This is a genomic window from Clostridium sp. UBA7339 (assembly GCF_002470865.1).
Lineage (GTDB): Bacteria > Bacillota > Clostridia > Clostridiales > Clostridiaceae > Clostridium_J > Clostridium_J sulfidigenes.
Map to the genome: position 1 here is coordinate 58,145 of NZ_DKPI01000010.1, position 18,958 is coordinate 77,102.

The window sequence follows — 18,958 nt, forward strand, 5'->3', positions numbered from 1 at the left end:
ATATAGGAAACTATTTACATATAAGCCTATTTAACTATATAACTAGTTAAATAGTTGTTTTATTCATGCGGGTTTCTGGGATTTTGCTGTTTTATAACATGGTTAAATCCATGTTATAATAGGGATAATATTTAATACTCTTGTTACCTATTTAACTACTATAAAATAGCCTAGCTAAGATAAATGAAATTATTATTCTACTTATCCTAACTAGGCTTATTAAATTAAAATATTATTTACATAGATCAATAATTACTTGAGTAAATATTTTAGCACTAAGTAGAAGTTCATCTACTACTGCAAACTCATCATCCCCATGTAAATTATTATCAGTACCTGGCATTGTACATCCAAAAGCTACTCCATTATTAATATGGTGAACATAGGTACCTCCTCCTATGGCTATACATTCTCCCTTTTGTCCACTATATTCTTCATAACATTTCAAAAGAGTTTGTATAAACTCGGAGTTTTCATCAACATGATGAGCTGGGAACATATCATCCCTAGATAAGATTATATTATCCTTTGCCATATTGTCTCTTAAAACATCACGCACATTTTCATTAGTTGCACAAAGTGGCGCTCTACAATCAAAGGTTCCGCTTAACTCTGAAGTAGTATATTTAAATATATTTAAAGTTATAGTTAATTCACCAGATAAATCATCACTCATCTTAACACCACAAGCTTCCCCCTTGAAATCTCCATGTGGGAATAACTTACTAACAGCACATAGCTTCTTAAATCCTTCACTATTAGCACATGGCATAGATGTAAGTAACTGTAACATTCCTGTAAGAGCATTATTTCCATTTTCAGGAGTAGACGCATGTGCTCCTGCTCCCTTGGCCTTAATAACCCAGCTTTCACCGTCTTTATCAAAGGTAAATTTTAAATTTGTGCTTTTTGCTGCATCTATACAATATTTATTTATTTCTTCCTCTGAGAAGCCTTCCACAACTGCAATTGCAGTGTCTGGAACTACATTAACCTTAACTCCACTTGTCATAGAAACTACTCTTGGTAAATTGTTATCTTCTTCAAACTTACTTTCAAAGGGACTATGTAGTCCTCCCTTTTCAATATTTATAACAGGAAAGTCTGCATCAGGTGAAAAGGTCATAGGTGCTTCTTTCTCTTTTTTATAGTAATATGCTATATCAGAACTTCCACATTCCTCATCTGTTCCTAATATAAGACGAACATTTTTACTTAAAGGTATATTTAAATCTTTAACAGCCTTTAAAGCATATAAAGCTGCTAATGCTGGTCCCTTGTCATCAGCTGAACCTCTTCCATATAATTTACCATCTTTCATTATTGGCTCAAAAGGTTTTGTAACTGTCCAATCATCACTAACCGGTACTACATCTAGATGGGCTAAAATATCTAATTGCTTTTCTTTATCATTAAAATCAATAGCTCCTACATAGTTATCATAATTTGTAGTATTAAATCCCATACCTTCTGCTAGCTCTAAAGCAGCCTTAAGAGCCTTTGCTGGGCCCTCTCCAAAAGGCATATCTTCTTTAGCCTCTGATCTATCACTTCTTATTCTTATTAAATCACATATGTCATTTAACATTTCATCCTTATGATTGTGAAAATATTCTTCTATTTGATTTTTATACATCCAAATCCCACCTTTATTTTAAAATTTAACTATAATTCCATTCTAATACTAAAATTGTTTTATTTCCATAGATGTTACAGTTAATTTACGCTTTTCGTTTCTTACAAATTTATTAATATTTATTCTATATCCTATAAATATAAAATATAATATATATAATAAGATATATAAAGTAACTATCTAGATTTTATTATATAGATAGTATTACTTACATTTTAAGTATAAGGAGAATTTAAGATGTCAAAGAAATTTTTTAAAAAATTAGCTATGACTATAGGTATTTTAACATGTATATCTATACCTACAACTGCTTTTGCAGATATTCATGGTGAATATCCAAGTGGTGAAATTCTAAGCTTTGGTTCTGATTTAAGTGATAGTCAAGAAGCTCAATTAAGAAAGTACTTTAAAGCTCCAGACAATATTGAAGCTATATATGTAGACAGTAAAATGGCACTAAAACAATTTGGTCTTGATGAAAAAGAATTAGCCAATTTTACAGGTGGATGGTATTCTAGTGCCTATGTTAAGCTATTACAAAAGGAAAATGGCGTAACAGTAAACTCTTCTAACTTAACACTAGTAACTAATGATATGCTTGCAAATGCATTAATTACTTCTGGAATATTGAATGCAGAGGTTACAGCCTCAGCTCCTTTTGAAGTAACTGGAGAATCAGCTCTTGCTGGAATCCTTGCTGGTGCTGAGAATATAATGGGTGGTGAGTTATCTACCTCTAATAAAAAAGCAGCTCAAGAGGAAATAGACGTATCCCTAGACTTAGCTGAAGAGATAGGGGATACAGAAGCTTCTGCAATTATCAACGAAGTTAAAACAGCTGTTATAAAAGACAAGCCTTCTAGCGAAGATGAAATTAAAGAAATTATTGAAAAAGTTGAAAAAAAATATGATGTAGATATAAGTGCTACCATTCAAAACAATATGGTTGCATTAATGTCTAATATAAATGACCTAGACTTAGATTATTCTAAACTTAAGGATACCTTAGACAAAAGTGCATCTAAATTTAAAGATGAAATGGAAGCTCTAGGAAAAGAACTTAAGGATTCAGGCTTCTTTGATAAACTATTTAGCTGGATTAGCGATTTCTTCAGTTCACTTTTTAACTAAAATAAAGATTTAATTAAAAAAATAAACCGTACCTTTTAGGGTACGGTTTATTTTTTTATAATTTGTTAGTAAACTCTATCATATGATTATATAATTTATCTATGTTATCATGGTTATCCACGTAGAATTTATATAGTTCATTATAGGATACATTTTTTATAGTTTCTTCACAGTTTCTAAAGCCTTTTAAATAGTTATAAAACTCAGATGATATTTGTGGTAAAAATCCAGCATCTACTGAGTTGTCTATACTTACACTATATAAATTTTCATTATAAGGCTCGCTTATAGTCACTAAGCATTTACTCATATATTTTCCTAAAAGCTCTATAAAGTTAGTAAATTCCGCCTTAAAATTTCCTTCTGAAGTATCTGGTTTTTCATTATTCCTATCTATAATATTATCTAAGTTTTTTAAAACCTTTGGTATTTCTGATATAACTAATAATAAACTTCCCTTATCAAATTGTGCTCTTTTCATATACACTCACTCCTTACTAATAATTTAAATTTATTGCTTTATTAATGGCAAATTAAAAAACCTCTTAGCTACTAAAACTAAAAGGTCTTAAATCTTATCTATCATAGATTAAATCACACCCTTCCATCTCTCGTAGAATTATAGCGTAAAAAATAGGCAGGTGTTCTGACTCAAGTATCATTATTTTCTTCTGCCTTCCCATAAAAACAGTGGCATATTAGAAGAAAACTCCTCTCTTACAGCGGCGGGACCGTGTGGGATTTTCACCCAGCTTCTCTTTTAATCAGTTATAGGAAAATATAATCGAACCCATCTTCCATAATATTCAATTGTTACTATTATATTATACCCTTCTAATTTTCATGTCAAACCATTAATTATAGCCCTAACCATTGTTTTTCCTCCAAATTAGAAGTTTTAGTAGTTCTTTTAATGTTTATTGTTAAATATCTAAATTTAACTAATTATTTCTAATATTATCTAACATATCTTTAATCTTTTTATCACTATATTCTTCTAATTTCAATAGCTCATCATATGGATTTCCATCTAAACCTAAGTGTTTTGCAAAAGCCGGTTCTGTTTTCAATCCATTTTTCTTAAGGATAACAACCTCTTCTCTAGTTCTTTCTCCACCTAATCTAAGTATTCTATCTTCCACTACCATATGCCTATAACCATTCTGTTTACAACTATCCAATGACTGAGCATATATTTCTATTTCAATATCCTCCACATAAAAGTTTACAGTTAATATTGTCTCATTATCTGTACTATTATTACTTATATGAAATTTACTGAACATAGAATACCTATCTTCTACTATCTTCTGAAATTCCTTAAAATCATAAACTTCACATACTATATCTAAATCACTGTTTTCTATATCAATATTAATAGGTATAGTCCCTACTAATATTGGATTAAACTTTCTTAAAACATTAAATATATCTAGCTCCTTAAGTACCTTATATGAATTTTGTTGTTTTCTATTACCATGTTTAAGGTAGTTTATATTTATAAAATCTTTATTGTTCATATTAATCTAATTTTCATCCTTCTCTAGGAACTTTTCACTAATAAAAGTTGCTACACCATCCTCATCATTACTTCCTGTAATATGTGATGCACATTCTAAAATTTCTTCAATTGCATTTGATACTGCTATGCCTTGTCCACAATGTTTTATCATTCCTAGGTCATTAATATCATCACCAAATGCAGCTACCTCTTCTAGGCTTATATTTAAATATTTAACTATTTCGTTAATGGCATTAATTTTTGTTGCCTCTCTATGGGCAAATCTACACCAATCTTCTCCAACGTAAGTTAGAAAACTACATTGTGGATATTTAGAGGCTAGCTCCTCTGCAGCTTTACTCTCGAAAACCTCCACAGTTATTTTATAGGTCATACATTTTAGTGACTTGGAATAATCATTATATTTAGCATGAGTATAATCTTCACCGAATTTATTTATCTCTTCACTATTGGAATAATATCCACTTTCAGTTTCAACAGTTATTTCACCAATATTTGAACTCATCACACAATCTTTAATTAGGGAATCAGATACCTGTGCTGATAACATACATTTATAAATAACTTCATCTTTGCACTTTGCTAATGCTCCCCCATTAGAAATTACAATATCAGGATTAATTAATTTAATATAATTTGCAGCAGCTTGCTCTGAACGGGCTGTAGCTATAGCAATATATATTCCCTGATCCTTACATCTTCTTATAACATCTAAACTATAGTTAGAAATGCTTTTATCCGTCCTTAAAAGGGTTCTATCTAAATCAGTTATAATCAATTTTATCTTCTTCTCCATATTAATCCCCCAACTAAATTAATTTTCTTTATTAATGCTTAAATTATAGTAATTTAAATCCTCTCTTTTCTCCCATCCCATGGATCTCCAAAACCCATTCCCAACTTCATTATTATTAAATACAACTAGTGCAGCTTTATTTATTCCTTCGCGTTTTAAGGCATTAATAACTGAATTGACTAGCTTTTTCCCAATACCTTTTCCTCTGTATCTCATATCTACAGCAGTATGATAAACATATCCTCGTCTACCATCATGTCCACATAATATACTTCCTACTATTTTACCATCTTCTTCAGCTATAAAATTAGTAGTAGGGTTTCTCCTTAGAAATTTATCTATACCTTCTTTAGAATCATCTAAATTTCTTAGACCCATTCCAGGGGTAGAAGTCCATAGTTTAAAAATATCCTGGTAGTTTGAAATTTTCATTTCTACTATTTCCATATTAAGAACCCTCCATATTTTTTTACTACCTTATTTAAATATGTATAATACATCTCAACACTAATTATCTTAATATAGCTTGAATCATATTTCTTTTATCTTGATAATATTCTTTGCTCTCTTTAGACATTTTATTATAGCTTCTTTCAAGTTTGCTTTTAACAAACTCTAACCCATCATCAATATTCAGTTTTCTTTGAACAAATGCCAAATAAAATAGTGATGGCAATGTATCGTAATGAGAAATAGCATCAGCATCAGCAACGCATATTTCTTCCTTAGTTGTTTTTTCTTTTAATACACTTCCACGGTGATTTAATATACATAATTTAACTAACTCAATTTTATCTGTTGGATAATTATATGATTTTAAGATTTTCTCTGCCATATTTGCACCATGAATATGATGATTTTCGTATAACTTATAATCTGTGATTGAAGCTATATCATGCAACCATCCTGCAATTTCGCATACCTCAACATCTGCTTTATATAGTGTAGCTAATTCAACTGCATTATTCGCTACGCTTTCAATATGTTCATAACTTCCAACACCAAAAAAATTATTTGGACTTTCACATCTTCTTTTTACATCTTCCTTTATCTTCTCAATTATATTCCTTTCCATTTTTCCTCCATTCACCAAGCTACATCACTTATTAAAATATAATACTATTCAATTATCAAAAATCTATTTACTTAACCTTATCTACAATTGTAAAATATCTAAATTATCTTCTTGATAATATGAATTATATATAATTCTACTGCTCATTTAAATAATTATAATACATTTTATACATAATTATCTAGTTATTCTAAAATTATCTTTAGTATATTTTATAAACTTAAGACGAAAATTTTTTCAATAGTTATTTTTACAATATGACTAATGCTGCAATAAAACTAACCCAACTCATAATATTTTTTACTTTATGGAAGAACATTTAGAAGATTATAAATATGAAGTATGTTACCCGTCATGAAAAAAGGTACTGGGCAAATATCTACTACTGCTTCTGCTGTAAATGTGCAAAATTATGTAAAGTTATCAGAAGAGAAAATTCATAAAATAATGACAGAGAACCAATACAAACTTAACTTATCAGAAAAACAAAAAATAAGATGGCATAAAAATGCATTTATTTGGTAATAAAGTATTATTTCGTTAAAAAAACGCCGCTAAATTATCTTTAGCGACGTTTCTATTTTTAAAATGTTATTAAAATCCTATTTTACAGCTTCTTTAGAAGATGGAAGAATTACTTCAACCTCAGAATGTGGACGTGGGATTACGTGAACTGATACTAATTCTCCAACACGTTGTGCAGCAGCAGCTCCAGCATCTGTAGCAGCTTTAACAGCTCCAACATCTCCTCTAACCATAACAGTTACAAGTCCGCCTCCAACATATTCTTTACCTATTAAATATACGTTAGCTGCTTTAACCATAGCGTCAGCTGCCTCAATTGATCCTACCAAACCTTTTGTTTCTATCATTCCTAATGCATCGTATTTCATTTTATAATCCTCCTAAATATCTTTTATTTATATTATAATTTTTAATTATAACCACTTATTTTGTTACTTTTTTTACTTTACAATTGTTACTTTTGACTTTGAGTTAATGCCCATTGCATTAGCCTCTTCTATATCAAGATGACATTCAAGTTTTGAAGCATCATTAGCTCTAATAGCTACATTACTATATATTCCGCCTCTTAAATCGTCAAATTTTATACATACTGTATCTCCATCACAAACTCCTAAGTTTTTAGCATCTTCAGGTGTCATGTGAATATGTCTTTGTGCAACTACTAAGCCTTCTTCAATTTGAACAGAGCCTTTTGGTCCTACTAATGTAATCCCAGGAGTTCTGCTTAAATCTCCAGATAGTCTTACATTTGATGCTGCTCCAAGTTTAATGCAATCTCCATTTAATACTTCAACCTGAGTCTTACTTCTTACAGGTCCAAGGATTCTAACTTTCTCGATTGCACCTTTTGGTCCGCAAATTGTTACAAGTTCCTTGCATGCATATTGACCTGGTTGAGATAAGTCTTTAAGTTTTGTAAGACTATAATCTGTACCAAAAAGACTCTCTAAATCCTTTTGTGAAAGATGTACATGTCTATTGGAAACTCCTACTGGAATCTCAGATGAATTTCCCTGAGATGCAGTTTTTTGTCCATCGTTTTTCACAGCTTCTAGTAAAAGCTTTAATACTGCTTCACAATTATCCATTAGTTTGCCCCTTTCATAGCGGCAACTATTTGATTAACTAAATCTAAAAGCTCTTCATTTTTTGTGCTATCAGTATTGCATTCAGTGCAAGTATTAGTATTGTTAACGCAAGCGTTATCTTTATTTAAAGCCGCTGCAGCTGCTGCAATTTGAGCTGGACTCATATTCATAAGTTGATTTTGTACGCTGTGACAATTCTCAGCAGTTTTTATGCAGTTGAAAGTTGGGTCATTAGATGCTAATGTTGCGCAGTCTTTTAGACCATAAGCAACTCTCTTAATGTTTATAAGGTGCTCAGGAGTAACATTTTCAGATACTGAGCTTCCTCCCCATGTACCACAACCTAAAGTGAATGAAGGATTAAGACCTGTGCTTGCACCTGTTCCACCTTGTGTTCCACCAGTGTTAACAAGGATACGAGAAGCTGGCTTTTTAGCAAACTTCATAACTATATCTTTATTTTCAGTATGGATACTCATTGTGTGACCAATTCCATTTTGAAGTAATTCAATACTTAAATCACATGCTTGGTAACAATCTTTTACTGTATAGAATCCAAGAACTGTTGTAAGTTTTTCAAATGATAATGGATTACCTTCGCCTACTCCGTTTTGTCTTCCTATAAGTACTTTAGTTCCTTGAGGAATTTCAATTCCTGCAGCACTTGCAATAACTTGTGGACTTCTTCCTACAAATTTAGCATTCATCGCATGTCCATTTTTGAATAATAATTTACAAACTTTATCAGTTTCTTCTTTAGTCATGAAGTATCCACCATGCTTTTTGAACTCTTGAATAACTGCAGCTTCATTACATTCTTCACAGATTATTGATTGTTCTGATGCACAGATTGTACCATTATCAAAAGTTTTACTTGCCATAATATTTCTAACAGCTTGTTCTATGTTGGCAGTTTTTTCTATGTATGCTGGAGAGTTTCCTGCACCAACACCTAGAGCTGGTTTTCCTGCACTGTAAGCAGCTTTAACCATTCCTGGACCACCTGTAGCTATTATTATAGCAACTTCTTTGCTTTTCATTAACTCATTTGTAGCTCCAATTGAAGGTGAAGTTACACATGTTATAACATTCTCTGGTGCACCAGCTTCAACAGCTGCATCGTGCATTAATTGAGCTGCTTTAATTGTACATTTTGCAGCAGATGGGTGTGGTGAGAATACTATAGCATTACGAGATTTAATTGAAATCATAGCTTTGAAAATAGCAGTAGAAGTTGGGTTTGTTGAAGGTACTATACCCATAACTAAACCAACTGGCTCAGCAATCTCTATTATCTTGTTTACCTCATCTTCTCTAATTATATCGATAGTTTTCATATCTTTAATTGATTCATATAGTATAGTAGCTGCTAAATGGTTTTTAAAAGTTTTATCTTCAACTTTACCAAAACCAGTTTCTTCAACTGCCATTTGTGCTAAACAAACTGCATTTTCTTCTGCAACTCTAACCATGTTACGTAAAATTTTATCGATTTGCTCTTCAGTATAATCAGCAATTTTATTAGCTGCTACCTTTCCAAGTCTAGCAAGATCTCTCGCTTCTTGTATTGAACGTAAATCTTTATCAAAGTTCTCCATTGGTCATTACTTCCTTTCGTAAACCTTACAATATCTAATTTTTCTCGTAATACAACTTGAATTTAGCAAGTAATTGATTTTTACCTGCTTTTGAAATTACTCTACCTGTAATTCCAAAATCTTTATATTCACGAGCTAGATTTCTAAGCTTAACTACCTTTAGCTTAGATAATATTAAAACGGTTTTTTCAATACCATTTTTAATAACTAAATTATCTACATCATCTTTATGTAGATTCTCTAAACTTCCTTTATGAAGTTTATCTAAATCATTGTCTAAAGCATCACTATTTTGAATTTCTTCAACTTCTTCAGTTTCTTGAATTTCTTCTACAACTTCTAAGTCTTCTGCATCTTGGATCTGCTGAGTCTCTTGAATCTCTTCAGGTTCTTCAACTTTTTCATCAGATACTAAAGCCTCTTGAGTTTCCACTGAAGATTTAGATCCAATTATGCTTTCCAACTCCTCATGAGGACGTGGAATTACATGTTCTGATACTAAAGCTTCTTCATTAAGATTTTTAACAGCTGCTACTCCAGCTTCTATAGCTGCTTTTACTGCACCTACATCACCTGTAACTGCAATTGTAACAAGACCGCCACCTACATAGGTCTTTTCAATAATACTTACATCTGCGGATTTCACCATTGTGTCAGCTGCCTCAATAGATGCAAGTAATCCTTTTGTTTCTATTAAACCAAGTGCTTGCATAGGTCAATCCCCCTAATTTATAAAAGATCTGCCCAGTTAGCTGGATATGTTGTGTAGAATACCCTTGCTTTATCTGGAGAACCCCAAACTACTTTAGAACCAGATGGAACAAATAGCACATCTCCAGCATGAGCTGTATATGTTTTTCCATTGATTTCAACTGTTAAAGTTCCCTCGATAACATAGTCAATCTCTTCATAAGTTAATTCCCAATCAAATTTTGAATTTTCAATAACTAAAAATCCAGCACTCATTTTTGATTCTTCTTTGCTTACTAACTCTTGAAAATAAGCTTTTGCATTTGGATTTCCAGTGTCGAATACGTCCATTTTTACTGTTTTTCCTCTAACAACTTTAAGTCCATTAGGATCACTTTCAGCTTCAAATAGAAGATTCTTTGGTTTTAAGCATTCAAGCATTTCTTGTAAAAGACCCTTGTCCATCATTGCTCTGAAGAAATTAAGCATCATTTCACTATCCATACCTTCTATGCTTGGGACCTTTTTAGATTCTAAAGTCTCTACCTTAGGTGCAGGAGCTTCTGTAGTAAATAGTATTTCATTGTTCTTTGCAAGATCCTTAGCTGATGGTGTAATTATTTCACTACCATCTATATAAAATACTTTTTCACCCTTTAATATTAATTGTTCAATATCTTTTGCACAGATTAATTTTTTCATATTTTCACTTCCTTTCAAATAATATTGGTATCTATAAAAAACCTAAAATCCTATGATTATTTTTAAGAAAGATTGTGTTTAACCAAAGTTACAATCATTATCAACTATTCCAACAACAACTGCATCTACAGGTATATTATCATCGCCTAACATTCTACGAGCAGATGATCCAGTACTAACGATAACTCTATCACCAATACCTGCACTGATATTATCAACAACAATAAATCTACGTCCTTCATCTACTCCACCAATTTCCTCAGCAAGCATAAACTTAAGTCCGTTAAGTGATTCAGCTTTTCTAGTTGCCCATACATTATCAATAAGTCTTGCTACTATCATATTGTTTTTCCTTCTTTCATTTTCAGTTTAATCTCATTTATTGCAGATTCAACTGATGATGTGTCGCCAAAAATTCCAATTAAAACCATATGTTGGGGACATGTGCCCTTTATATCTTCAACAGTGACACCAGCACTTTTCTCAGCAATATCTGTAGCATATATCATATCGATAAGTTTGCCTTGAACAAGTCCTATTGCATCAACACCGTCTAATTTGGTTTTACAATTTCCACCAATTCGTCTTATAAGAATATCTTTAGTGCTCTGGGAAGGTGATTTTATAATTCTAAAATCCACTTTTAAACACTCTCCTTATTATTCCATAATATCTTGTGTACAACTTAATGCTATTCCAAGTGGTGTAACAAACATAGGATTCTTAGGTTTGTGAGTATAAACTCCAGTCTGTTTCTGAATAATTTCTTCAATTCCAGTCAAACAACAAGTACCACCAACTAAAGAAATCTCATTCACATCATGATTCTTGATATGCTGGTTAATAATTGATGACACCTTTTCAACTACTGGCTTTAACACAGGTAAAATTTCCTTGTGGTTTTCATTATCTCTTTTAAACTTATCTGCCTCTTTAAAAGGCATTCCATAAGCACCAGAAATAACTAATGAGAAATGAGTACCTCCTGTTGGTTCATCAACAACATAAACAACCTTTCCATCTTTTAAAATTGATATTCCAGTTGTACCACCACCGATATCAACAACTGCACCATTTTCAATTTTAAGTACAGCATTGGCAGCAGTAGGTTCATCTAACAGATTTGTTAATTCAAATCCTGCTGACTGAACTACATTTTTAATTGCTCCAGAATCTAAAGCATCTGTTCCAGGTGGAATTGCAGCAGCTGCATAAAGAAGCTCTGTATTCAATTTTTCCTCAATTTCCTGCTTAAGTTCTCTAACAATTCTTATGGCACCAATATAGTCTACAACCATACCATCACGAACCACATCTGCATACCTATACGCACCAGCCACCGGCTTATAGTTTTCATCTAAAACAGCCAATACTACACAAGCAGTACCTAAGTCCACACCTGTATAATAAACAGAAGAACCGTTAAGGATTGGCTTTTCTATAACCTCTTCAAAATCTTGAACCATCTTATCACAATATTCAAAAGTTAATTTTTTCTTTGACATTCTTTTCCTCCTACTGCTGAACAAATCAATTGAGACAGCGAATTAATTATTGAATTAGTGTTCTCCATAATTCTATTTTTTAAACCGTCATCATCATTTTTGTAGGTATCAATTATATCAAATTGTAATTCTCGCATAGCACAACGTAGTGCGTTCATTTTTAAAATTGCATTGCTTTTTTCAAGCTGCATATGAAATTCTGTTATTTCAAAACAATCATCAAGGTCAGTCATGAAATTTAATGGATTAATTCCAGTGCATTCTTTGCAGCAAATAGACTCAAGAACACCTTTTCCTTCCACAACATTTCTGATGTTTGATATTTTTCTACCTAAATTCATAACATTTTGTGCTAAAATGATATCTTCTCTTAATATTTCACTACTAGTAACAAGAAATACTGCCTCCATAGATTTCAACTTACAACAAAGTTTCTTCAAATATAAATTAGTGTTTCTCTCTGGTTTTACTGCTTCAGTCTTATTTTCTTGAGAAACATTTTTATCTTTTTTAGAATCATTATTATTCATTGTTATTCTCTTATCAGACAAATATTGAGCTGCTCCAGGTGTAAGGCGCTGTCCTTGTTGTAACTTGTAGGTATTAAAAGGTTCTTTTCGATATAAATCTCTCAAATACTCTTCGGTAATAAATTTCATCATTGACCTTTACTCCTCACCTTTTTCAAATAAATACTTTTTCAAAGCATCAATTCCTGTTGCCATTGGAAAACTAATATTAAAATATGGCTTTGATACTCCTATGTTCTTCAACTGTCGTAAACATTTTTCTTCATTTTCAGGTATCAAGTCACATTTTGTAATAACTCCAATCACCGGGCATCTAAAAGACTTTGCAAATCCATGGGAGTATATTTCATTGCAATTAGACTGATCAACCAATATAAGCACATGAGATGCATCTTGAGCTGCTGCTATTATATGCTTGTACATCCATGAATTTTCTAAATAAGCACTTGGAACATCAATAGTGTTTTTACCATAAATTAAATCTGGTGTTCGTTTTAGCGGACCATCATAATTATTTAGGGCATTAACTAATGTGGTTTTACCACATCTTGAAGGTCCAATTACCATTATGCGCTTTTTTCTCATGTCCTTGTAATGGGTGCCGGAGTAAATCCAAGCATATCTCTTAACGTATCGTTTACTGCTCCAAGTGCTGTTTCCACACTTTGAACATCGCCATTTATTACAACAGAACCTGTAAAACGATCAAGAAACCCAATTTCAACATTAGAAGACTTTGTAGCAATATCTGCTGCTATTATTGCAGTTTCATATGGAGAAAGAGTTAAAATCCCTATAGCTCCTTTTTCATCGATTCCAAGACGTTCATATATATCAGACATAGGTGACGCAATGATATGTGCTATTGTAATCTGCTTTCCTGGCACTGACTCTTGTATAACACGCTGTATGTTTCTATCAAGAAAATCTCCCATAAACCTTACCTTCCATCTTATTATCTATTTGAAAATTATTTAATGACGGATTACTTTTACATGTAAATCGTACTTTTTAATCCATCCTTCTATTCTATCTAAATCTTCATTCTTTAAACTTGGATCATCCTTTATAGGATATTCAATTCCTAATTGATTGTATTTATTTACCCCCATTTTATGATATGGAAGTAAGTCAATCCCTTTAAAATTTTTATAATCTTTGTATGGTGTTAAAAACTCCATAGTCTTTTCAATCTCATCTTGAGAATCATTTATACCTTTAAGTAAAGGCATACGAATCTTAACATTATATTTGCGGCGAAGTAGTTCTTGCAGATTTTCTAAAATCTGTTCATTCCTCACACCTGTTAACTGAAAGTGTCTATCAGAATTAATATGTTTAACATCAAATAGGAATAAATCTGTAAACTCCGCAACCTTAAGTACTGATTCAAGTTTTGCATAACCACAAGTTTCAATTGCAGTATTTATTCCTGATTGCTTACATGCCATTAACAGACTGCAAGCTGCTTCAGGCTGCATTAAAACTTCACCACCGCCTAATGTAACACCACCACCAGAAACTTCATAAAAAGTTCTATCTTCCTCTACAATCTCCAAAAGTTCCGAAATAGTTTTTACTTCTCCAACTATTGTTAAAGCAGATTTAAGACAAGCTTCTTTGCACTTACCACATCCGATACAATCAATATCACGATTAACTTCGTGCTTTAAAGTTTCATTAGATATGGTATGTATTCCAACAGGACAAACAGAAACGCAAGCCCCACAATTAACACATGAATTACTTTTAAACATAACTCTATGCTTTTTAACTAGTCCTTCAGGATTTGCACACCATTTACAACGAAGAGGACAACCTTGAAAGAATATTAAAGTTCTTACTCCATCTCCATCATACATGTTATATTTCTGTATATTAAAAATCGTCGCTTTTCGTTCGATTATACCTAAGTTTTCATTACTCATATTTTTCATTCTCCAGTTTCATTACCTTGATTTTTAATATATATCTTATTTATAATCTGTAATCTACAGAACACTGCTGCAGATTACAGATTTTATACAATTTTTTTAATTAAAAGTGTGTAAGCACAGTTCTGCTGATAATTTCATCTTGAACGTCTTTGCATAACTCAACAAAGAATGCACTATATCCAGCAACACGAACAATTAAATCACGGTATTGCTCTGGGTGTTTTTGTGCTTCAAGTAATGTTTTGTTATCTAAATAGTTGAACTGCATTTCTCCAAGCTGAAGGGCACATGCACTACGTAGTAATGTAATGATTCCATTTTCACCTTCAGGTGTATCAAGAAGACCCGCTACTAACTTGAAGTTATGAACCATACCTATATTCATATCCTCGCAAGACATTTTAGAAACAGATTTAATTATAGCAGTAGGTCCTTTAAAGTCAGCTCCTTGAGTTGGACTTATACCATCTGATAAAGGCATCCATGCTCTACGTCCATTTGCTGTAGCTCCTGTAAGTTGTCCAAATGGAGTGTTGTTTGAGATTGATAAAGTACCATGGCTAAGAACTGAATATAATGTCTTATACTTACGATGTTCTTGCTCAGTAAAGTTAATTAAATCCGCAGCAATTAAATCTGCATAATCATCATCGTTACCATACTTAGGTGCTTCTAAACAATCTTTTTTAAGTTGTTCATATCCAACGAAATCAGCTTTTAAAGCTTCGTTCATTTCTTGTAGTGTATATTTTTTATCTTCAAATACTAATTTCTTTATAGCTGCCATAGAGTCTGCATAAGTAGCAAGACCACTCCATACTACTCCTGGTCCGAAGTTATACATAGCTCCGCCTGCTTCTACTCCTCTACCATTTTCCATACATCCTTCATACATCATAGACATAAGTGGTTTTGGTGCAAGGTCTCTGTGAACACGTTGAGAAATTACTGTAGCAACACTTGTCCATTTAGTAATGAATTTAATTTGCTCTTTAACAGCTGCTTCAAATTGCTCGTAAGTTTTGAAGTTGCTTAGATCTCCCATATCTGGGCATACTTGCTTACCATACCATAGTGGTACACCATGGTTAAGAGTAAGTTCTATACATATAGGCCATTGAGTATATCCTGTAGAAGTCCATTGATATAATCTTCCTGACTTCTGTGGCTCAACACATCCCATTAAGCAGTAATCTCTTGCATCTTCTATAGAAACACCTTTAGCTAACATCATTTTTATATGAACGTCATCAAAGTGACATGCTGGGAATCCCATACCTGCACGGATAACATCAACTATCTTTTTAAGATACTTTTGAGGTGATGCTTTGTGTATACGACAAGCTAAAGTTGGTTGATATATCTTAACATGACGAACTGCATCCATTAGAAGGTATGTTAATTCGTTTGTAGCATCTCTTCCCTCTCTAGTAACTCCACCTAAACACATGTTAACGAATGGTTGGTAACCTGCGAAGAATTTAGAAGCTCCTTCACTTGTAAGCCACATCATCTCAGACATTTTTATAAGCATACAACCAGATAACTCAAATGCTTCAAAATCAGTCATACGACCAGCTTCAATATCCGCTTTGTAGAATGGGTACATATATTGGTCAACACGTCCTATAGACATACCTGTTTGGTTTTCTTCAACTACAAGTAATGATTCTATAGTCCAAACTGATTGAATTGCTTCCCAGTAAGTGCTTGGCTTATGAGCTGGAACTCTAGCATTTACTTCTGAAATTTTTAATAACTCAGCTTTACGAGTAGGATTAGTTTCTTTTGCAGCTAATTCTGCAGCATAATCTGACATACGTTTAGCGTATATCATAACACCCTCTGCAGTATCGATTAGAGATTTGTAGAAGTATATTTTTTCCATATCTTCTGGTCTTTCATAGCTAAGGTCAGCTAATTTCTCATTACATTCCTTTACTATGTCAAGCATACCTTTTTTCATTAAGATAACGTCGTATCCTGGGTTAGAGTCTCCTCCTCCATTTAATGCGTGGTATGAACAATCTGATACGAAAGATTCTCCAGAAAGTTCCCATACTCCAGCTTCTCTGTATTGACTCTCACAGTATTCATCAATTGATTTACCTTCCCAGAATGGGAATAATTCTTCACGCATGATCTTCTTATCTTCTTCTGATAAGTAGAATGGGTCTTGAGCACGAGTTCCTATTGTATCAAGTTCGTCTCTCATCCATCTCCAAGATATATCAGGAGAGAAAGATCCAGCACGTGGTTGTCCATTTGGTGCACCAACGATAAGTTCATTATCTTGAATTACTAATGGTGCAGTTTCACAGCAACGCTTGAAAGACTTACCACGTAAAATTGCCTTAGGTATACCAGGGTTTTCTTTTGCTATTTGAGTAATAACTCTTGCTTTGTGAGTAGTGATTGTTGGTACATGAGTTAAGTATTTTTCCTTTAACTTAACTAAACGCTCTGTTATTCCATCTGGAATTTGACCATTATTGTCACACACAACACAGCTAGTAGTTGATTCATCCTTTGTTATTTCTTTGGAAACACTAGAAAACATCTTCATTAAACTAGCACGTTCTTCATCAGACATGTTTTGAGTTGCTTCCATAAACTTATTTGAAAATTCACGAATATCCAATTTATTCCCTCACATTCTTTAATATATTTCATACATTTTGTATGACCTATTATTTTAAGTCATTTAAAACTTTTTTCAAAATACTCTCTAATAGCTTAACACTATCAATTTCATTTGCGTTTAATTTATCTTTTAAAACTTCATAGTTGGAATCCTCTTTATTGTCCATCATGCCAACAATTTCATCTGCCTTACGAACCCCATATCCAACTTTACGTACATATATTAGGTTCATAGGTGATACATTATCTGAAGTCATTCCATGCCCTGCAGATCCACTGCCTAGAGTCATTGATGGAAACAAGTTTGTGGTTGCTCCCATACTTCCAAAAGTTCCTGGAGTGTTAACAAGTACTCTTCCAACAGGTTTTTTTAATGCAAATTGACGAATAACCTCTTCATCCTTTGAATGTATAATAAGTGTATGTCCATGTCTCTCACTAAGTAATAATTCTATACACTTTTCACAAGCATGCATCCAGTCATCTTCTATATAAAAAGCTAAAACAGGACAAAGCTTTTCTCTTGAATAAGGATTTTTTTGAGATACAAATTTTTGCTGAGAAATAAGAACTCTTATATTTTCAGGAACACTGAAGCCAGCCTTTTTAGCTAAAAATTGTGGCGATCTCCCGATCATATCCATGTCAGAACTTCCATCTTTGTAATATAAGATTGATGCCAATTTTTCAGCTTCTTCTTCTGTCATAAAGTATCCACCATTTTTAATAAGTTCTTGTTTTACTTCAGCTACTATACAGCTATCCACAACAATTGATTGCTCAGCAGCAGATACAACTCCATAATCGAAGCTCTTACTATCAATAATATCTTTAGCAGCTTGCTCAATATCAGCAGTACGTTCTATAAATGCTGGACCATTTCCATTGCCACCATAAATTACTGGTTTGCCGGACTTATAAGCTGCATCAAGCATTTGTGGAACCCCTGTATTCATTATTAGTGAAGTATCTTTATGATTCATAAGTTCTAATGAACCACTTGAAGTCACTGTATGCAAATATGCAAGTGCACCTTCTGGAAGCCCTACCCCTTCTCCAGCTCTAATTAAAATATCAATTGTTTTAGAAATTGTATTTTTAGCTCCTGGATGAGGTGAAAATATAATTGCATTTCCTGACTTAATTGCAATTAAGGCTTTATATATTGTTGTAGAAACAGGACTCATTGATGGAGAAAAGGCTATAATAACACCCATTGGTACTCCTATATCCTTTGTCTTGTTCATTTTATCTTCACTAATGACACCTACACAATTCATACCCTTAAGTCTACTTTTCAGATACTTACACACAAAGTGATTTTTAATATGTTTATCTTCCCACTTTCCACATTCAGTTTCCTCATTAGACATTTTTGCAAGTTCTTTTAAATGTTTTTCAATCTCTTCGGTCATACGTTCAACTATCTCATCAAGTTTTTCTTGTGGGAAAGCTGCTAGTTTTCTTTGTGCCTCACGAGCATTTTCAACAAGAATTCTCGCTTCCTGCATGGAGAGTAAATCATTATCAATAATATTCATTTTTCTCTCTCCTTTTTCTTATAAAAAATTTTTCTA

Annotated in this window: 22 protein-coding genes and 1 riboswitch; of the genes, 2 read left to right on the forward strand and 20 right to left on the reverse strand. The window is 32.6% G+C overall.

Translation table 11 applies throughout. The features are described from left to right. Positions 1-232: 232 nt before the first annotated feature. Positions 233-1,636: a dipeptidase PepV gene (gene pepV, locus B2S02_RS10860; protein WP_346848822.1), complete on the reverse strand. Its 1,404-nt coding sequence runs from the start codon at positions 1,634-1,636 to the stop codon at positions 233-235. A gap of 237 nt (positions 1,637-1,873) precedes the next feature. Here pepV and B2S02_RS10865 point away from each other — a divergent pair, with 237 nt between their 5' ends. After that, positions 1,874-2,767 (forward strand): DUF1002 domain-containing protein, encoded by an 894-nt coding sequence (locus B2S02_RS10865; protein ID WP_346920699.1) that lies wholly within the window; start codon positions 1,874-1,876, stop codon positions 2,765-2,767. A 55-nt stretch (positions 2,768-2,822) separates the two neighbouring features. Here the strand turns inward: B2S02_RS10865 and B2S02_RS10870 are convergent, their stop codons facing one another. From B2S02_RS10870 to B2S02_RS10890, 5 genes are all read right to left on the reverse strand, one after another. Beyond that, positions 2,823-3,248, reverse strand: coding sequence for a hypothetical protein (locus B2S02_RS10870; RefSeq protein WP_346848820.1), 426 nt, complete (start codon positions 3,246-3,248; stop codon positions 2,823-2,825). Positions 3,249-3,386: 138 nt separating this feature from the next. Next, positions 3,387-3,576, reverse strand: a riboswitch (cobalamin riboswitch). A 132-nt stretch (positions 3,577-3,708) separates the two neighbouring features. Next, positions 3,709-4,287, reverse strand: coding sequence for a DUF4269 domain-containing protein (locus B2S02_RS10875; protein ID WP_346848819.1), 579 nt, complete (start codon positions 4,285-4,287; stop codon positions 3,709-3,711). 6 nt (positions 4,288-4,293) lie between these two features. Next, entirely contained in the window at positions 4,294-5,085 is a 792-nt protein-coding gene (locus B2S02_RS10880) for an HAD family hydrolase (protein WP_346892678.1), read from the reverse strand. An 18-nt stretch (positions 5,086-5,103) separates the two neighbouring features. Then, the gene (locus B2S02_RS10885) at positions 5,104-5,532 is read right to left on the reverse strand and encodes a GNAT family N-acetyltransferase (RefSeq protein ID WP_346920700.1); all 429 of its coding nucleotides are present in this window, start codon (positions 5,530-5,532) and stop codon (positions 5,104-5,106) included. Between the two features lie 64 nt (positions 5,533-5,596). Beyond that, positions 5,597-6,160 carry an HD domain-containing protein gene (locus B2S02_RS10890; RefSeq protein ID WP_346848816.1) on the reverse strand — a complete coding sequence of 188 codons (564 nt, stop codon included), beginning with the start codon at positions 6,158-6,160 and terminating at the stop codon, positions 5,597-5,599. A gap of 342 nt (positions 6,161-6,502) precedes the next feature. Here B2S02_RS10890 and B2S02_RS10895 point away from each other — a divergent pair, with 342 nt between their 5' ends. Continuing rightward, positions 6,503-6,685, forward strand: a complete 183-nt coding sequence (locus B2S02_RS10895; protein WP_346920701.1) for a hypothetical protein — start codon at positions 6,503-6,505, stop codon at positions 6,683-6,685. Positions 6,686-6,762: 77 nt separating this feature from the next. On the opposite strand, the gene eutM is transcribed toward B2S02_RS10895, so the two are convergent. The 14 genes from eutM to B2S02_RS10965 form a co-directional block, all read right to left on the reverse strand. Further along, positions 6,763-7,053, reverse strand: coding sequence for an ethanolamine utilization microcompartment protein EutM (eutM, locus tag B2S02_RS10900; protein ID WP_346848814.1), 291 nt, complete (start codon positions 7,051-7,053; stop codon positions 6,763-6,765). Positions 7,054-7,125: 72 nt separating this feature from the next. Further along, a complete protein-coding gene (locus B2S02_RS10905; RefSeq protein ID WP_346848813.1) occupies positions 7,126-7,776 on the reverse strand; it encodes a phosphate propanoyltransferase in 651 nt (216 codons plus the stop codon). Then, a complete protein-coding gene (locus B2S02_RS10910) occupies positions 7,776-9,374 on the reverse strand; it encodes an acetaldehyde dehydrogenase (acetylating) (RefSeq protein WP_346920702.1) in 1,599 nt (532 codons plus the stop codon). Before B2S02_RS10910 ends, B2S02_RS10905 begins: the two co-directional genes overlap by 1 nt. Positions 9,375-9,408: 34 nt before the next feature. Further along, positions 9,409-10,086: a BMC domain-containing protein gene (locus B2S02_RS10915; RefSeq protein ID WP_346848811.1), complete on the reverse strand. Its 678-nt coding sequence runs from the start codon at positions 10,084-10,086 to the stop codon at positions 9,409-9,411. Positions 10,087-10,103: 17 nt separating this feature from the next. Continuing rightward, the gene (locus tag B2S02_RS10920; protein ID WP_346920703.1) at positions 10,104-10,766 is read right to left on the reverse strand and encodes a cupin domain-containing protein; all 663 of its coding nucleotides are present in this window, start codon (positions 10,764-10,766) and stop codon (positions 10,104-10,106) included. Between the two features lie 78 nt (positions 10,767-10,844). After that, positions 10,845-11,108, reverse strand: coding sequence for a EutN/CcmL family microcompartment protein (locus tag B2S02_RS10925; protein WP_035134869.1), 264 nt, complete (start codon positions 11,106-11,108; stop codon positions 10,845-10,847). Beyond that, the gene (locus B2S02_RS10930; RefSeq protein WP_035134867.1) at positions 11,105-11,407 is read right to left on the reverse strand and encodes a BMC domain-containing protein; all 303 of its coding nucleotides are present in this window, start codon (positions 11,405-11,407) and stop codon (positions 11,105-11,107) included. Before B2S02_RS10930 ends, B2S02_RS10925 begins: the two co-directional genes overlap by 4 nt. 18 nt (positions 11,408-11,425) lie before the next feature. Next, the gene (gene eutJ, locus B2S02_RS10935; RefSeq protein WP_346848810.1) at positions 11,426-12,271 is read right to left on the reverse strand and encodes an ethanolamine utilization protein EutJ; all 846 of its coding nucleotides are present in this window, start codon (positions 12,269-12,271) and stop codon (positions 11,426-11,428) included. Then, complete coding sequence (locus B2S02_RS10940) at positions 12,253-12,933, reverse strand: cobalamin adenosyltransferase (RefSeq protein ID WP_346848809.1); 681 nt, start codon at positions 12,931-12,933, stop codon at positions 12,253-12,255. Before B2S02_RS10940 ends, eutJ begins: the two co-directional genes overlap by 19 nt. A 6-nt stretch (positions 12,934-12,939) precedes the next feature. Then, complete coding sequence (locus B2S02_RS10945) at positions 12,940-13,386, reverse strand: EutP/PduV family microcompartment system protein (RefSeq protein ID WP_346848808.1); 447 nt, start codon at positions 13,384-13,386, stop codon at positions 12,940-12,942. Then, on the reverse strand, positions 13,383-13,736 hold the full coding sequence (locus B2S02_RS10950) for a BMC domain-containing protein (protein WP_035134859.1): 354 nt from the start codon (positions 13,734-13,736) through the stop codon (positions 13,383-13,385). The genes B2S02_RS10945 and B2S02_RS10950 overlap by 4 nt, the downstream gene beginning before the upstream one ends. Before the next feature lie 39 nt (positions 13,737-13,775). Further along, entirely contained in the window at positions 13,776-14,729 is a 954-nt protein-coding gene (gene cutD, locus B2S02_RS10955) for a choline TMA-lyase-activating enzyme (RefSeq protein ID WP_346920704.1), read from the reverse strand. A 109-nt stretch (positions 14,730-14,838) separates the two neighbouring features. Further along, positions 14,839-17,379 (reverse strand): choline trimethylamine-lyase, encoded by a 2,541-nt coding sequence (gene cutC / locus B2S02_RS10960; protein WP_346920705.1) that lies wholly within the window; start codon positions 17,377-17,379, stop codon positions 14,839-14,841. Between the two features lie 49 nt (positions 17,380-17,428). Further along, positions 17,429-18,922: an aldehyde dehydrogenase family protein gene (locus B2S02_RS10965; RefSeq protein WP_346920706.1), complete on the reverse strand. Its 1,494-nt coding sequence runs from the start codon at positions 18,920-18,922 to the stop codon at positions 17,429-17,431. Positions 18,923-18,958 lie beyond the last annotated feature (36 nt).

What these genes read in the sequence shown, in the direction of transcription:
- B2S02_RS10965 (WP_346920706.1), bottom strand. Translation starts at nt 18,922, where the DNA reads ATGAATATTATTGATAATGATTTACTCTCCATGCAGGAAGCGAGAATT.
- B2S02_RS10875 (WP_346848819.1), bottom strand. Translation starts at nt 4,287, where the DNA reads ATGAACAATAAAGATTTTATAAATATAAACTACCTTAAACATGGTAAT.
- B2S02_RS10915 (WP_346848811.1), bottom strand. Translation starts at nt 10,086, where the DNA reads ATGCAAGCACTTGGTTTAATAGAAACAAAAGGATTACTTGCATCTATT.
- B2S02_RS10890 (WP_346848816.1), bottom strand. Translation starts at nt 6,160, where the DNA reads ATGGAAAGGAATATAATTGAGAAGATAAAGGAAGATGTAAAAAGAAGA.
- B2S02_RS10945 (WP_346848808.1), bottom strand. Translation starts at nt 13,386, where the DNA reads ATGAGAAAAAAGCGCATAATGGTAATTGGACCTTCAAGATGTGGTAAA.
- eutJ (WP_346848810.1), bottom strand. Translation starts at nt 12,271, where the DNA reads ATGTCAAAGAAAAAATTAACTTTTGAATATTGTGATAAGATGGTTCAA.
- B2S02_RS10940 (WP_346848809.1), bottom strand. Translation starts at nt 12,933, where the DNA reads ATGATGAAATTTATTACCGAAGAGTATTTGAGAGATTTATATCGAAAA.
- B2S02_RS10885 (WP_346920700.1), bottom strand. Translation starts at nt 5,532, where the DNA reads ATGGAAATAGTAGAAATGAAAATTTCAAACTACCAGGATATTTTTAAA.
- B2S02_RS10905 (WP_346848813.1), bottom strand. Translation starts at nt 7,776, where the DNA reads ATGGATAATTGTGAAGCAGTATTAAAGCTTTTACTAGAAGCTGTGAAA.
- B2S02_RS10880 (WP_346892678.1), bottom strand. Translation starts at nt 5,085, where the DNA reads ATGGAGAAGAAGATAAAATTGATTATAACTGATTTAGATAGAACCCTT.
- B2S02_RS10910 (WP_346920702.1), bottom strand. Translation starts at nt 9,374, where the DNA reads ATGGAGAACTTTGATAAAGATTTACGTTCAATACAAGAAGCGAGAGAT.
- B2S02_RS10950 (WP_035134859.1), bottom strand. Translation starts at nt 13,736, where the DNA reads ATGGGAGATTTTCTTGATAGAAACATACAGCGTGTTATACAAGAGTCA.
- B2S02_RS10870 (WP_346848820.1), bottom strand. Translation starts at nt 3,248, where the DNA reads ATGAAAAGAGCACAATTTGATAAGGGAAGTTTATTATTAGTTATATCA.
- B2S02_RS10865 (WP_346920699.1), top strand. Translation starts at nt 1,874, where the DNA reads ATGTCAAAGAAATTTTTTAAAAAATTAGCTATGACTATAGGTATTTTA.
- B2S02_RS10925 (WP_035134869.1), bottom strand. Translation starts at nt 11,108, where the DNA reads ATGATAGTAGCAAGACTTATTGATAATGTATGGGCAACTAGAAAAGCT.
- cutD (WP_346920704.1), bottom strand. Translation starts at nt 14,729, where the DNA reads ATGAGTAATGAAAACTTAGGTATAATCGAACGAAAAGCGACGATTTTT.
- eutM (WP_346848814.1), bottom strand. Translation starts at nt 7,053, where the DNA reads ATGAAATACGATGCATTAGGAATGATAGAAACAAAAGGTTTGGTAGGA.
- pepV (WP_346848822.1), bottom strand. Translation starts at nt 1,636, where the DNA reads ATGTATAAAAATCAAATAGAAGAATATTTTCACAATCATAAGGATGAA.
- B2S02_RS10895 (WP_346920701.1), top strand. Translation starts at nt 6,503, where the DNA reads ATGTTACCCGTCATGAAAAAAGGTACTGGGCAAATATCTACTACTGCT.
- B2S02_RS10920 (WP_346920703.1), bottom strand. Translation starts at nt 10,766, where the DNA reads ATGAAAAAATTAATCTGTGCAAAAGATATTGAACAATTAATATTAAAG.